The sequence below is a fragment of the Janthinobacterium sp. GW823-FHT01H08 genome, assembly GCF_058797855.1.
On record NZ_CM179504.1, the window covers coordinates 2761366 to 2774026 of the forward strand.

The window sequence follows — 12661 nt, forward strand, 5'->3', positions numbered from 1 at the left end:
GCACTGCGCCAGATCAAGCCAGTTTCTTAAAACCACGTCTCCACTTGCAGGCCGAACGAGGTGCCGCTGGTGGCGTTGCCGTATACGGGACCGGACTCGTTGGCCTTGTTGACGGCGGCCGTGGCGGCGTCGTTCCATTTGCCGTAGGTGACGAAGGCGCGCAACTCGGGACGCGACCAGTAACCCTTGCCCGCCGTCAGGGTGGGCGCGAAGGTCAGCTTGGTCAGGCGCTGGGCGGCGCCGCCCGTGGGCGAGGTCACGCGGTCCGTGCCCAGCTCGAACTGCAGCTTGAAGTTGTCGTTGACGGCATACACGGGGCGCACGCCCACGGTGGTCCAGGTCGAGCTGCCGCCCGAGACGTTGGACTTGTCGCGCTGCACGATGGCCACCATTTCCGCGCTCCATTCGGGAGTCGGCTGTATCCACAGCGAATTGAAGATGCGCAGGCGCGTCACGTCGCTGCCGTTGCGGATCGAGCCCGTGGTGCCCATGCGGTCGCAGCACTGGCCGCCGGCGCCCGTGCCCGGCCCCACGCCGTACTGGATGCCGAAGGTGTTGGCGCCGCCCCACACTTTATCCTGCTTGTGCAGCACGGTGGCCTGCCAGCCGCTGTGCGAGGTGCTGTCCTTCTTGTCGGGCGTGATGAGGGTGGTCAGCACTTCCAGCGTGCCATCCTGGTTGACGGGGATGCCCTGATAGACGAGGTTTTGCCGGATGGCCGAGTTGCCGGGCTTGTCGTTATCCTTGAAGAAGCCATAGCTGATGCGGCCCGGTCCCAGCTTGTACTGGTCGATGCCGCCGCCCGTGCCGTTCATATTGATATATTGCAAGTCCAGCATGTGAATGTCGGGACGCATGTAGTAGCGCTTGCCGATCCAGGCCGTGCCGCCGTTGAGCGTGGGTATGTTTTTCGCTTCCACGTACATCTTCGACATGCTCAGGTCCGAATCGCTGACGGCGGAGCTGGGCGTGTAGGCTGCCACCATGATATGGCCGACGAAGCTGACGCCGTTGGGCGACTTGGCCATTTCCTTCTGGTATTCGAATTCGCCATAGGTGTCGCATTCGTTGCCGAGCCGGTAGCGCATGGTGTTGCCGCCCAGGCCGTAGCAGCTTTGCGGGCCGCGGCTGTCCGTGCTCGAGCCGAGGCCCGCGCGGAAGTAGCCATGGTATTCGCCTTCGGCATCGCTGGCGTGGGCGGCGCCGCAGGCCAGCAGCATGGTGCAGGCGAGGGCCAGCGAGGTCTTGATCGGGTGTTGCATACAATCTCCTTGTCGTTATTAAAATGCGTGCTTGGGCACGTCGTCTACCGGATCGCTGCCGATCCAATCGGGGGGGCTGCCTGGGCGGAAAGGCTCAGGCGGCCAGATTCTGTTTCGAGGAAATCAGGTTGCCGGGCTGGCGCCGCGTGCGCGCCACGCCCTGCGCGTCGAACAGGTGGAAGGCGCTGCTGGCGGCCGAGACGGTGAATGGCTGGCCCAGCGGCACGCGGTTGTTGCCGTCGCCGCGTATCACCAGTTCCTGGCCGTTGTCCAGGCTCAGGTAGATGAAGTTGGCTTCGCCCAGGTGTTCCACCAGGCTGACGACGCCCTGGAAGCGGGCGCTGCCGCCGCCGTTTTCCAGGATATGTTCGGCCCGCAGGCCCGCCGTGACGGCGTCGCCCGCCTGCAGGCCGGCCGGATCGACGAGGGCCGTGATTTCCTGGCCGCTGGCCAGGGCCACGCGCACGCCATCTTCCTCGGCCGCAATGACTGTGCCCTCGAAGAAATTCATCATGGGCGCGCCGATGAAGCCGGCCACGAAGCGGTTCGCCGGCTGCTGGTACAGCTCCAGCGGCGTGCCGGCCTGCTGGATATGGCCGCCATGCATGACGACGATCTTGTCGCCCAGGGTCATCGCCTCGACCTGGTCGTGCGTCACATACACGATGGTGGCGTTCAGCTGGCGGTGCAGCTTGGCGATTTCCAGCCGCGTCTGCACGCGCAGGGCCGCGTCGAGGTTCGACAGCGGCTCGTCGAACAGGAACAGCTGCGGTTCGCGCACGATGGCGCGGCCGATGGCCACCCTCTGGCGCTGGCCGCCCGACAGCTCGCGCGGCAGGCGTTCGAGCAGGTGGTCGATCTTCAGGATGGCGGCCGCGTGGCGCACGCGCCGGGCGATGTCATCCTTGCCGGCGCCGGCGATCTTCAGGCCGAACGCCATGTTGCGGAGCACGCTCATGTGCGGATACAGCGCATAGCTCTGGAAGACCATGGCGATGCCTCGCTCGGCGGGCGGCAAGTCGTTGACGACCTTGCCGCCGATGGAGAGGGTGCCGTGCGAAATGCTTTCCAGACCGCACAGCATGCGCAGCAAGGTCGATTTGCCGCAGCCTGAAGGGCCCACCAGCACGACGAATTCACCGTCGCGGATGTCGAGGTCGATGCCGGCCAGCACGTTCGTGCGGCCGTCGTAGGATTTGCTCAGTTGTTGCAGGCTTACATGGGCCATGGTGCACCTATTATTTGACCGCGCCGGACGTCAGGCCGCGGATCAGTTGACGAGAGAAAATGACGTACATGACGAGCACGGGAATGACGGCCAGCGACAGCGCCGCCAGCACGGAGTTCCAGTCGGTCACGTATTGCCCGATGAATTGCTGTACGCCCAGGGTGACGGTCTTGGTGCGGTCCGACGGCGCCAGGATCAGCGGGAACCACAGGTCGTTCCAGGCGGGAATCATGGTGAACACGGCCACCGTGGCGATGGCGGGGCGGATCAGGGGCAGGATCACCTGGAAGAAGATGGCGAATTCGCCCACGCCGTCGCAGCGCGCCGCATCCTTCAGTTCGCGCGGCACCTGGCGCACGAATTCGGACAGGATCATCACGGCCAGCGGCAAGCCCTGCGCCGTGTACACGAGCACCAGCGCCGTCAGGGTGTTGATCAGGTCCAGCCGCACCACCAGTTCCAGGATGGACACCGTGCCCAGGCGGATGGGGATCATGATGCCCAGCGCCAGGTACAGGGTCAGCAGGCGGTTGCCCGTGAACGTGTATTCGGACAGTGCCCAGGCCGCCATGGCGCCGAACAGCACGATCAGCAGCAGCGATAGCAGGGTGACGAACAGGCTGTTGCCGAAATACAGCAGGAAGTCCGAATTGGCCAGCACCTTGTGAAAGCCCACGAGGGAAAAGGTGGCGGGCGTGGGCAGGGCCAGCGGATTGTCGAAGATGGCGGCCCGCGTCTTGACTGAGTTGATCAGGATCAAGACGATGGGGAACAGCGCGATCAGGGTGTAGCCGGCCAGGATCACGTGCACGGCGGCGCGGCCCAGGGGGCGGGTGGAAACGTTGCGCATGGCGGCCCTTACAGTTCGTAGCGTGTCAGCTTGCGCTGCACGAAAAAGAAATACACGCCCACGCCCACGAGGATCACGAGGAACATCATGGTGGCCACGGCCGCGCCCATGGTGGGGCTGCCCAGCTGGGCCTGGTAACCGAAGAAGGTGCGGTAGAAGAAGGTGCCGAGGATGTCGGTGGCGTAGTTCGGCCCCGCCAGCGCGCCTTTCACGGAGTACACGAGGTCGAAGGCATTGAAGTTGGCGACAAACGTCAGGATGGTCACCAGTCCCAGGGTGGGCCAGATCAGCGGCAGCTTGATTTGCCAGAAGATGCGCATGGCGCTGGCGCCTTCCGCGTGGGCCGCCTCGATGATTTCCTCGGGCACGGCCAGCAGGGCCGCATAGATCAGCATCATGGGAATGCCGATGTATTGCCAAACAGAAATGAGCGCGATGGTCAGCAGGGCCGTCGATTCCTGGCCCAGCCATGGCGCGAAATAGCTGCCGATGCCCACGCCATCCATCAGCGACTGGCCCACGCCCCACAGCGGCGACAGGATCAGCTGCCAGATGAAGCCGATGATCACCACGGACAATAAGGTGGGCAGGAAGATCAGGGTGCGGTAGCTGCGCTCGCCCTTCAGCCCCTTGAGGCTGAAGAGGGTGGCCAGCAGCAGGCCGATGGGATTTTGCAGCAGCATGTGGATGAGAAAAAACTTGCAGTTGTTCCACATTGCATTCCAGAAACTTTGCGACCATTGCGGGTCGAACAGGATGGTGGCGTAATTGGCCAGACCGGCAAAATGGTGCTGGCCGCCCTCATCGGTCGTGTACAGGCCCAGGCGCAGGGTATCGGCCAGGGGCAGGGCGCTGAACAGCGAGTAGATGAGCAGCGCCGGCGCCAGGAACACGGCCACGTGCCACGGGAAAGCTTTCTTCACGGCGAAACTCCAGACGAATAAAAGCACCGGCGGCGGGGCCGCCGGCAAAACCGCGCCACCGGGCCGCTGCATCGCATTGCTCAGGCCGGTTGCGGGGGGAGGATGGGGGGATTACTGCTGCGGCTTGTACCACTTGGCAAAGCCGGCCTGGATCTGACGCGCCGCGTCCTTCGGCGCCAGCTTGCCGTTCAGGACCTGGGCATTGACGTTCCACAGCTCGTTTTCCATGCTCGGCTCGCCCCGGTTGAGGATTTGCGCGTTCAGGCGGATGGTCGAGGCGCAACTGGCGCGCCAGCCGTTCATCTGCTTGGCCAGCGGGTCCTTGATGGAAATCAAATGGTTCGACAGCGAGAAGAAGCCCGTCACCTTGTTGGTGTAGATGTCGGCGAATTCCTGCGAACCGAGCCAGGCGAGGAATTTGTAGGCGTCTTCCTTGTTCTTCGACTTCTTGTTGACGCTCATGCCGATGTCCGTGTGGTCGGAGATATAGCACTTGTCGCCGGCCTTGCGCACGGGCGGGTTGAAGGCGCCCAGTTCCAGCTCCGGGTCCTGCTTGAAGTAGGCGATGTCCCAGGAGCCGGACGGGTAGATGGCGGCCTTGCCCAGCGCGAACTGGTTCTGGCTGTCGCCATAGGTTTGCGCGCTGGCGCCCTTGGACAGATAGCTGCCCAGCCGGGCTTCATATTCCCAGGCGGCGACGAATTGCGGATCGGTAAACCTGGCCTTGCCCGCGATCAGCGCCTTGCGGCCATCCTCGCCCTTCCAGTAATTGGCGCCGATGCTGGTAAACACCACCTGGTTCGCTTCCCACTGGTCGGCCGTGCCCAGCGCCAGCGGCGCATACTTGCCGCTCTTCTTGACCGTTTCGAGCACCTTGAAGAATTCCTCTTCCGTGGCGGGCGGCTGCAGTTTCAGTTCGCGGAAGATTTTCTTGTTGTACAGGAAACCATGCATGACGGAGGCGATCGGCATGCAGAAGGTGTCCTTGCCATCGTCCGTCTGCCACGCCACCTTGGCCGAGGCGGGAAAATTCTCCATGCCGGCCTTGCCGTCGAGCTTTTCCAGCTGGCCCCGTTTGTACAGGGCCAGCGAGACGTCGAACGGGCGGCAAGCGAGCAAGTCGCCTGCCGTGCCGCCGCTCAGGCGCGCGTTCAGCGTGGAATCGTATTCGGTGGGGGCCGTGGGCGAAAACTTGATTTCGATGCCAGGATGCTTTTTCTGGAAGGCGGGGATGAGCACCGTTTCCCACAGGGTCTTGTCGTCCACGCGCCAGCTTTCGATGGTGAGCGTGCCCGCTTGCGCCGTGCCGCTGGCCAGCAGCAGGGCCAGCAATGTGTTGCGCGCGGCCACGCCGCCTTGTGCATGCAATCGCATGATGTCTCCTTGTTGGTGTTGGTCTTGTTTGGCTGCCTGATACGCTGCAGTTGGCGGACAGTAGCATCGGGGGAAATGTGACGCCAGCTCCCGGCATTGCGCTGACGATCATTTCTTATCTTGTTGATTTAAAAGGATAATATTGAAATGCGCAGGTGCGCTTGCTTACCTTTCCTTACCATTGGCCGCTGCCGTGGCGCGCCGTGCGGGGCGTCGGGCGGGCGGGACGCCCCGGGCGCCGTGCAAGATGGCGCAACAAAAGCTCACGTTTCTTTACAAATCAGGTGACTAAATTACCAACCTGCTGTTTTGTAGTTGGGCTATAGTTTGTCGCGACAAGAACAAGGGGACAGCATTGAAGACGCCACCGCGCAGCACCGCCGACCGCCATGCCGGGGCCGCCCGCCGTCGCGGCGTGGCGGCACTGGCACTGCTCTCACTGATGTGGACCGGCGTGCCCGTGCGGGCCGAGCCGCTGCAAGTGCTGCACTGGTGGACCTCGACCGGCGAGCGCCGCGCGGCCGACGTGCTGGTGGCGCGCCTGGCGCAGGAAGGCGTCGAGTGGCGCGACGCGGGTATCGCGGGCGGCGCCGGCGTCGGCGCGGGCAAGGTGCTGAAGAGCCGCGTGCTGGCCGGCAATTCGCCGGAAGTCATGCAGCTGATCGGCTACACCCTGGGCGAGTGGAGCGACCTGGGCCTGCTGCTGCAGCTCGACAGCGTTGCCGCCAGCAACAACTGGCGCGCGACCATGTATCCGACCGTGTGGGGCCTGCTGCAGAACCGCGGCCATACGATGGGCGTGCCGGCCGGCATCCACCGCATCAATACGCTGTTTTACAACCGCAAGATTTTCCAGCGCCTGGGCCTGGCCGTGCCGCGCAGCTGGAGCGACTTCGAGCGCGTGGCCGCCACGCTGCGCCAGGCCGGCATCACGCCGCTGGCGCAAAGCAGCGAGGCGTGGCAAGTGGCCACCCTGTTCGAGACGCTGGTGCTGGCCGAATCGGGACCTGCCTACTACCGCGCCCTGTTTGTCGACAAGAAAGCCGAGGCGTATGCGGACCCCCGCCTGCGGCACGCCTTGCAGCGCTTGAGGTCGCTCAAGCAATGGATGGCGGCGCCGCTGCGCGAACAGAGCTGGCCCGAGATGGCGCGCCAGGTCGGTGATGGCGAGGCGGCCATGTATATCATGGGCGACTGGGCAAAGGGCGAGCTGAACGCCTGGGGCCGCGCCACGGACGAGGTCTTCGGCTGCGCCGCCGCGCCCGACACGGGCGAATATCACCTGTACAGCATCGATACGCTGGCCATGTTCGCTTCGGACTACACGCACCAGGGCGCGCAGGAAAAGCTGGCGCAGGTGGTCGCTTCGCCGTCCGTGCAGCTCGAGTACAGCCAGGTAAAGGGTTCGATTCCCGCCTTGCGCCAGGCCGATCTGTCGCGCCTGGACAGCTGTGGGCGCGCCTCGGCGCAGGCGTTCGCGCGCGGCGCCGCCTTCCAGGCGCCCAGTCTCGTGCACCGCATGGCCACCGATGAAACCAGCAAGGACGCCATCATCGCCGAGGTGCACCGCTATTTCCTGGACGAGACGATCAGCGCGGCCGACGCCCAGCGCCGCATCGGCAGCATGTTGCAGGCGCTGAATAAAAAAGGACGAGACCATGTCACGCAAAATCCTGGTCGTTGACGACGATCAAAAGACCCGCATGCTGTTGAAGGCATATTTGGAAAAGAATCAATATGAGGTCAGCCTGGCGCACGATGGCGCCACCTTCCTGGCCGAATTCCACCGCCACGTCGACAGCCTGTCGCTGGTGATCCTCGACGTGATGCTGCCCGACACGGACGGCTTTGCCCTGTGCAAGGTGGTGCGCGCCCGCTCGAACGTGCCCATCATCATGCTGACGGCCAGCTCCGACGAGACGGACCGGGTGGTGGGCCTGGAGCTGGGCGCCGACGACTACATCGCCAAGCCCTACAGTCCGCGTGAATTGCTGGCGCGCATCAAGGCCATCCACCGCCGCACGGGCATCGACGCGGCGGCGCCGCCCCGCTACTACCGCTTCGTGGGATTTACGCTCGACACGCTGGAACGCACGGTGACGGATGCCGATGGCGAGGCGCTGCAACTGACGGGCCTCGATTTCCAGCTGCTGCGCTATTTTGTCGAGCATCCGGGCGACATCCTCGACCGCAGCGTGCTGTGCGAACAGACGCGGGGGCGCGACGCGGGGCCGCTCGACCGCTCGCTCGACGTGCAGGTGAGCCGGCTGCGGCTGCGCCTGAAGGATGATGGCAAGCAACCCGTGCTGATCAAGACGGTGCGCGGCGCCGGCTATGTGTTTTCGGCCGACGTGAGCAGTGCGCATGCCTGAGCGGGGCGCGCGCCGCCTGCTCGAGCGCCTGCTGCCGCCATCGCTGCTGGGCCGCCTGTCCGTCGTGATGGTGGCCGGCGTGCTGGCCACGCAACTGGTGGGTAACCTGATCTGGGCCGCGCAACTGCGCCGCGACTCGGCCGTGGAAGCGCGCATGGCTTCGCAGCACCTGGCCCGCAGCGCCAGCAGCACCATCCGCTTCTTTCTCAGCCTGCCCGCCAATTACCGGCCCATCCTGATCCAGCAATTCCGCGAGATGGGCGGCACGCGCTTCTTTGTCAACGTCACCCAGGGCCCGCTGGCCATCCGCGAAATCGCACCGCACGCACTGGCCGACACGGTGGTGGCGACCGTGGGTGCGGCGCTGAAGAGCGACTTGCCGCAGCTGGCCGGCTACCGCGTGGGCTTCGCCTGGCCGGCCGACCTGATGGTGGCCGACAGCGGCGCGCGCATCGGCGACTTGCCGGAAAACTGGGTCCAGCATATCTTGCTGCTGAAACCGAATCCGGCCCCCGTGCTGGTGATCCAGGCCGAGCTGGAACCGGGCAACTGGCTGTACCTGGCGGCGCTGATGCCGAATCCATATTTCTTACAAAGCAGCAACCCTTGGACCCTGGACCGGGTACTGCTGCAGGCGCTGTCGCTGGCGGCCGTGCTGCTGCTGTCCATCCTCGTCGTGCGCTGGACCACGCGGCCGCTGGCGGCCCTGTCGGATGCGGCCGAAGCGTTTGGCCGCGGCGAGACGCCGCCGCCCCTGCCGCAGACGGGCAGCCGCGAGTTCGTGCAGACGGCGCGCGCCTTTGGCGCCATGCGCGAGCGCATCCAGCGTTATCTGGAAGACCGCGAACGCCTGTTCGTGTCGATTTCGCACGACCTGCGCACGCCCATCACGCGTTTGAAACTGCGCACGGAACTGCTCGACGACGATGTGCAGCGCAATGAATTCCACGACGACCTCGACGAGCTGGACATGATGGTCAAGGGGGCGCTGCAATGCGTGAAGGATAGCGACATCCATGAAAATGCCACCGAGGTGCGGCTCGACGCCTTGCTGCAGCGCATGGTGCGCGGCGCCCAGCTGGCCGGCCACGAAGTGCATTACGTGGAGACGGGTCTGAGCGTGACGGCCAAGCCCCTGGCGCTCAAGCGCGCCATCGGCAACTTGCTCGACAATGCCTTGTTTTACGGCAAGACGGCGCACCTGTCCGCGCGCCGCGAAGGCGAGCACATCGTCATCCGCATCCGCGACGACGGCCCCGGCGTGGCCGAAGAGGCGTTCGCCAGCCTGTTCCAGCCCTATGTGCGCCTGGAACATGGCCGCGAGCAGAATGCGCACGGCATGGGGCTGGGGCTCGGTATTGCGCGCAGCATCGTGCAGGCCCACGGCGGCGAGCTGAGCCTGGCCAACCACCGCGAGGGCGGCCTGGAAGCGACCATCCGCCTGCCGGCGCAGTAAGGCGCCGGCGGCAGCGTCAGGCCAGCAGCGCGCTGGGCACGCGCGGCGAGGACATCAGGTCGCGGAAGGCGGCCCAATGCGCGGCACGCGTCGCGCCCTGGCGCTCGACATAGGCTTTTGCCATGTCCTGGCCCAGGTTGTAATTGATGACGTACGCGCCCATGGCATCGTAGAACTGCAGGCGCTGCGCGGATTTCTCGGCCGGATACAGGCGCACGTTGACCAGCCATTCCAGCGCTTCTTCGCGCGTGATGCTGCCTTCGAGGTACTGGCGCGCGATGTCGTTGTCGGCGTAGCTCAGTTTGGCCAGCAAGGCATTGAGTTGCGCATAGCGGGGCGCCAGCGCCGGGTCCAGGCCGGCCAGCGGGTACAGCACCTGCTGTTCGAAGTCCAGCCGTTCCGCATCCGTGAAACTCAGTTCGATGCCGTAATTGGCCGTACCTTCGGCGATCAAGGATTGCGGCGAATACAGCGGGTAGATGCAGTATTCCATCCAGCCCTTGCCGCGCACCAGGTCGCGTTCCAGCAGCACGTTGTAGACGTGGTGGCCCGGATACGCTTCGTGGCAGCCGAGGTCGACGGCGCGATCGATGTACACAGGCAAGTCCGTATTGATCTGGATCACACTCTGGTAGTTACCCTTGTACCAGTTGTAGCCGCTCCAGGGCTTGTCGGTGACGAATTCCAATACAAAATCTTCACCGTCGGGCAGCGCGATGTAGCGCAAGGTGCGCTCGCGGCCTGCGCGGATGGCCGCCTCCATGACGGCGCGCAGCTTGTCTGCGGGAATGACGAGTTGCGCGCGCAAGGCGTTGACACGCGCGCTGACCGTGCCGGGACCGGGCAGCAGGGCGTCGATCTGCGCCACCAGGTCTTCGTAGTACGCACGGCTGTGATGGGGCGAGACGGCGTCGTACAGGCGCGCACTTTCCGTATCGAAATCGAGGCGTGCGCCTTGCAGCATGTCCGCGCGCGCCAGCACGGCGTGCAACTGCTTGCGCAGGTTAAGGGCGCGCAGGCAAGGTTCGTCGGCCAGCAGGGCCAGCGCCTTGTCAGTCGCGGCTTTGATGTCGCTCAAACTCAATTGCTGTTCTACCGCTTCCTGTTGCCATGCGGGCGGGCCGTAATAGGCGTCCACGTACGACGCATCGTGCTGGCCCATGGCCAGGACCAGCTTGACGTAGCGTTCGGCCACGTCGGCAAGGGGAGGGGAGTTGCTATCGTTATTCGTCATGGCGGCAGGGTTTTTCGCGGTTGGGCAGCGCTTATTGTATAGCGCAATCGGATGCGCGTGAGGCGTGTACGCGCCACATCATTTCTCTACAGTAACTGGGGAAACGCATCTTGATATACATCAGTGATCCCGGCATTCGGCACCTGCGTCATGCGGTTTCGCCGCAAGATGACGTGTCTTCTTTTTTATGCAACCACGTGATTTTCTCCTTGATCTTTCTTCGTTTATGGACGAATATGATGTACGAGATCCGGCACTATCTGACATCATCGGGCAGGGATTTATATATGGAATGGCTGAAACGCCAGCGCGATACTACGGCCAGGGTGGCCATAGCCCGGCGCGTGTTGCGTATGATTCCCGGCAATTTTGGCGACCACAAGTTCTGCCACGATGGTGTGTGGGAGTTACGGATCGATGTGGGAGCCGGTTACCGTATCTATTACGCCATTGCCGGGGAGCAGATCATTTTATTGCTGTGCGGAGGCGACAAGCGCACGCAGCCGAAAGATATCGAATACGCCTGTGCCTGCTGGCACGACTGGAAGGAGAGAGGACATGAAAGAGGAACCAAGCAAACCACCGAGAGACCGCTCGCATGACGAAGCGATGGCCGAACTGTACCGCGACGACCCCGCTCTCGCCCTTGAACTGATTAACAATATCCTCGTCGATGGCGACCATGGCGAACTGCTGGCCGTGCTGCGCCAGCTGACGCGCGCCTTTGGCGGCGTGCCCGCCGTGGCGCAGGCGGCCAAGCTCAATCCTACCCAGCTGTACCGTACCTTGTCGCCCGAGGGCAATCCATCGCTGAGCACCTTGGCGGCCATCCTCGATGCCATGGGCTTGCGGCTGGCCGTGGAGCCCAGGCAGCCCGAACGTCCATTTCCCGCGCCGGCCGCCTGAGTCCCCGCCTTTGGTTTAAAACTCGACGGGCCGCGCTTCGCGCATCGCTTGCGTCATGGCCAGGCCGATGCGCGTCGCTTCCGTTGCGTCGTGCAAGGTCAGTGACAAGGTGCGCCGGCCCAGCGCCGCATCCGTGAACTCCTGCGCTTCGATCAAAAAGGCATCGGCGAAGCGGGCATAGAAGTCCGGCGTGCATTCGTTGCGCACACCGTGCGCATCGGAAATTTCTACCCTGTTCAGGCGCGGATTGCTGCCCACGGCCAGGCGGCCGCCCGTGCCGAACACTTCCGTCAGGGTTTCATGGCCGTGCGCCATGGTGCGCGAAGCCATGAAGCTGGCCATGCTGCCGTCGCTGAACTCGACCGTCGCCAGGCCGTTGTCGACGTCGCCGAACGCTTGCAAGCCCGTGTGGATGGCGTTGGTGCCGCTCGCATACACGCGTTTGGGCACGGGATTGCCCAGCAGCCAGCGCGCCAGGTCGATATCGTGCACGCTGCAATCGAGGAAGATGCCGCCGCTGGTGGGGGCGAAGCGCATGAAGGCGCCGCTGGGGTCGTTCTGGTCGCAGGTTTGCGAACGCACGAGATACGGCTTGCCGATGAGCCCTAGTGCGATCTTTTGCTGTGCGTCATGATAGCTGGTGTCGAAACGCCGCACGAAGCCGATCATGACGGTCAGTTGCGGGTGGCGCGCCGCTTCCGCTTCCACCTTCAGGCAGTCGGCCAGGTCCAGCGATAGCGGTTTTTCGCAAAACACGTGCTTGCCGGCGCGCAAGGCGGCGATGATCTGGTCCGCATGCAGCGAGGTGGGCGTGACGAGGAAGACGGCGTCCAGGCCCGGGTGGGCCAGCAGCGCATCGTAGTCGGCATAGCCGGTGGTGATACCGAGCTGGCTGGCGGCCCAGTCCAGTTCGGCCGGCACGGGACTGCAGGCGGCCACGACTTCGGCGTTGGGCACGCGCTGCGCCAGGTTGATGGCGTGGCGCTGGCCCAGCCGGCCCAGGCCGACGATGCCGACTTTTAATGTTGGGGATGACATGGTGTCTCCAGGTATTTT

General features: G+C 64.2%; 12 protein-coding genes. 5 read left to right on the forward strand and 7 right to left on the reverse strand.

Features of this window, described 5'->3' with window-relative positions; translation table 11 throughout:
- Nucleotides 1–26: 26 nt before the first annotated feature.
- From AC3RCG_RS12430 to AC3RCG_RS12450, 5 genes are all read right to left on the reverse strand, one after another.
- Nucleotides 27–1262 carry a maltoporin gene (locus AC3RCG_RS12430; RefSeq protein ID WP_070218107.1) on the reverse strand — a complete coding sequence of 412 codons (1236 nt, stop codon included), beginning with the start codon at nucleotides 1260–1262 and terminating at the stop codon, nucleotides 27–29.
- Between the two features lie 94 nt (nucleotides 1263–1356).
- On the reverse strand, nucleotides 1357–2490 hold the full coding sequence (locus AC3RCG_RS12435) for an ABC transporter ATP-binding protein (RefSeq protein WP_070218106.1): 1134 nt from the start codon (nucleotides 2488–2490) through the stop codon (nucleotides 1357–1359).
- 10 nt (nucleotides 2491–2500) lie between these two features.
- On the reverse strand, nucleotides 2501–3340 hold the full coding sequence (locus AC3RCG_RS12440) for a carbohydrate ABC transporter permease (RefSeq protein WP_070218105.1): 840 nt from the start codon (nucleotides 3338–3340) through the stop codon (nucleotides 2501–2503).
- An 8-nt stretch (nucleotides 3341–3348) separates the two neighbouring features.
- Nucleotides 3349–4263 carry a carbohydrate ABC transporter permease gene (locus AC3RCG_RS12445; RefSeq protein WP_492403789.1) on the reverse strand — a complete coding sequence of 305 codons (915 nt, stop codon included), beginning with the start codon at nucleotides 4261–4263 and terminating at the stop codon, nucleotides 3349–3351.
- Nucleotides 4264–4374: 111 nt separating this feature from the next.
- Entirely contained in the window at nucleotides 4375–5637 is a 1263-nt protein-coding gene (locus tag AC3RCG_RS12450; RefSeq protein ID WP_070290747.1) for an ABC transporter substrate-binding protein, read from the reverse strand.
- A 355-nt stretch (nucleotides 5638–5992) separates the two neighbouring features.
- Between AC3RCG_RS12450 and AC3RCG_RS12455 the strand changes: the two genes are divergently transcribed.
- Genes AC3RCG_RS12455 through AC3RCG_RS12465 form a run of 3 tightly spaced genes read left to right on the forward strand, consistent with a single transcriptional unit; the run spans nucleotide 5993 to nucleotide 9465 of the window.
- On the forward strand, nucleotides 5993–7321 hold the full coding sequence (locus AC3RCG_RS12455) for an ABC transporter substrate-binding protein (protein ID WP_492403786.1): 1329 nt from the start codon (nucleotides 5993–5995) through the stop codon (nucleotides 7319–7321).
- Nucleotides 7296–8009 carry a response regulator gene (locus AC3RCG_RS12460; RefSeq protein ID WP_070290746.1) on the forward strand — a complete coding sequence of 238 codons (714 nt, stop codon included), beginning with the start codon at nucleotides 7296–7298 and terminating at the stop codon, nucleotides 8007–8009. The genes AC3RCG_RS12455 and AC3RCG_RS12460 overlap by 26 nt, the downstream gene beginning before the upstream one ends.
- Nucleotides 8002–9465 carry an ATP-binding protein gene (locus tag AC3RCG_RS12465; RefSeq protein ID WP_492403784.1) on the forward strand — a complete coding sequence of 488 codons (1464 nt, stop codon included), beginning with the start codon at nucleotides 8002–8004 and terminating at the stop codon, nucleotides 9463–9465. Before AC3RCG_RS12460 ends, AC3RCG_RS12465 begins: the two co-directional genes overlap by 8 nt.
- Nucleotides 9466–9481: 16 nt before the next feature.
- Here AC3RCG_RS12465 and AC3RCG_RS12470 read toward each other — a convergent pair whose 3' ends face one another.
- Entirely contained in the window at nucleotides 9482–10699 is a 1218-nt protein-coding gene (locus AC3RCG_RS12470; RefSeq protein ID WP_492403782.1) for a hypothetical protein, read from the reverse strand.
- Nucleotides 10700–10809: 110 nt separating this feature from the next.
- Here AC3RCG_RS12470 and AC3RCG_RS12475 point away from each other — a divergent pair, with 110 nt between their 5' ends.
- Both AC3RCG_RS12475 and AC3RCG_RS12480 read left to right on the forward strand, forming a co-directional pair.
- Nucleotides 10810–11301 (forward strand): type II toxin-antitoxin system RelE/ParE family toxin, encoded by a 492-nt coding sequence (locus AC3RCG_RS12475; protein ID WP_492403780.1) that lies wholly within the window; start codon nucleotides 10810–10812, stop codon nucleotides 11299–11301.
- Nucleotides 11258–11605 (forward strand): helix-turn-helix domain-containing transcriptional regulator, encoded by a 348-nt coding sequence (locus AC3RCG_RS12480; RefSeq protein WP_492403778.1) that lies wholly within the window; start codon nucleotides 11258–11260, stop codon nucleotides 11603–11605. Before AC3RCG_RS12475 ends, AC3RCG_RS12480 begins: the two co-directional genes overlap by 44 nt.
- Nucleotides 11606–11620: 15 nt before the next feature.
- On the opposite strand, the gene AC3RCG_RS12485 is transcribed toward AC3RCG_RS12480, so the two are convergent.
- Nucleotides 11621–12643, reverse strand: coding sequence for a Gfo/Idh/MocA family oxidoreductase (locus AC3RCG_RS12485; protein ID WP_492403776.1), 1023 nt, complete (start codon nucleotides 12641–12643; stop codon nucleotides 11621–11623).
- Nucleotides 12644–12661: the final 18 nt, after the last annotated feature.

What these genes read in the sequence shown, in the direction of transcription:
- AC3RCG_RS12450 (WP_070290747.1), bottom strand. Translation starts at nt 5,637, where the DNA reads ATGCGATTGCATGCACAAGGCGGCGTGGCCGCGCGCAACACATTGCTG.
- AC3RCG_RS12430 (WP_070218107.1), bottom strand. Translation starts at nt 1,262, where the DNA reads ATGCAACACCCGATCAAGACCTCGCTGGCCCTCGCCTGCACCATGCTG.
- AC3RCG_RS12435 (WP_070218106.1), bottom strand. Translation starts at nt 2,490, where the DNA reads ATGGCCCATGTAAGCCTGCAACAACTGAGCAAATCCTACGACGGCCGC.
- AC3RCG_RS12460 (WP_070290746.1), top strand. Translation starts at nt 7,296, where the DNA reads ATGTCACGCAAAATCCTGGTCGTTGACGACGATCAAAAGACCCGCATG.
- AC3RCG_RS12480 (WP_492403778.1), top strand. Translation starts at nt 11,258, where the DNA reads ATGAAAGAGGAACCAAGCAAACCACCGAGAGACCGCTCGCATGACGAA.
- AC3RCG_RS12470 (WP_492403782.1), bottom strand. Translation starts at nt 10,699, where the DNA reads ATGACGAATAACGATAGCAACTCCCCTCCCCTTGCCGACGTGGCCGAA.
- AC3RCG_RS12485 (WP_492403776.1), bottom strand. Translation starts at nt 12,643, where the DNA reads ATGTCATCCCCAACATTAAAAGTCGGCATCGTCGGCCTGGGCCGGCTG.
- AC3RCG_RS12440 (WP_070218105.1), bottom strand. Translation starts at nt 3,340, where the DNA reads ATGCGCAACGTTTCCACCCGCCCCCTGGGCCGCGCCGCCGTGCACGTG.
- AC3RCG_RS12465 (WP_492403784.1), top strand. Translation starts at nt 8,002, where the DNA reads ATGCCTGAGCGGGGCGCGCGCCGCCTGCTCGAGCGCCTGCTGCCGCCA.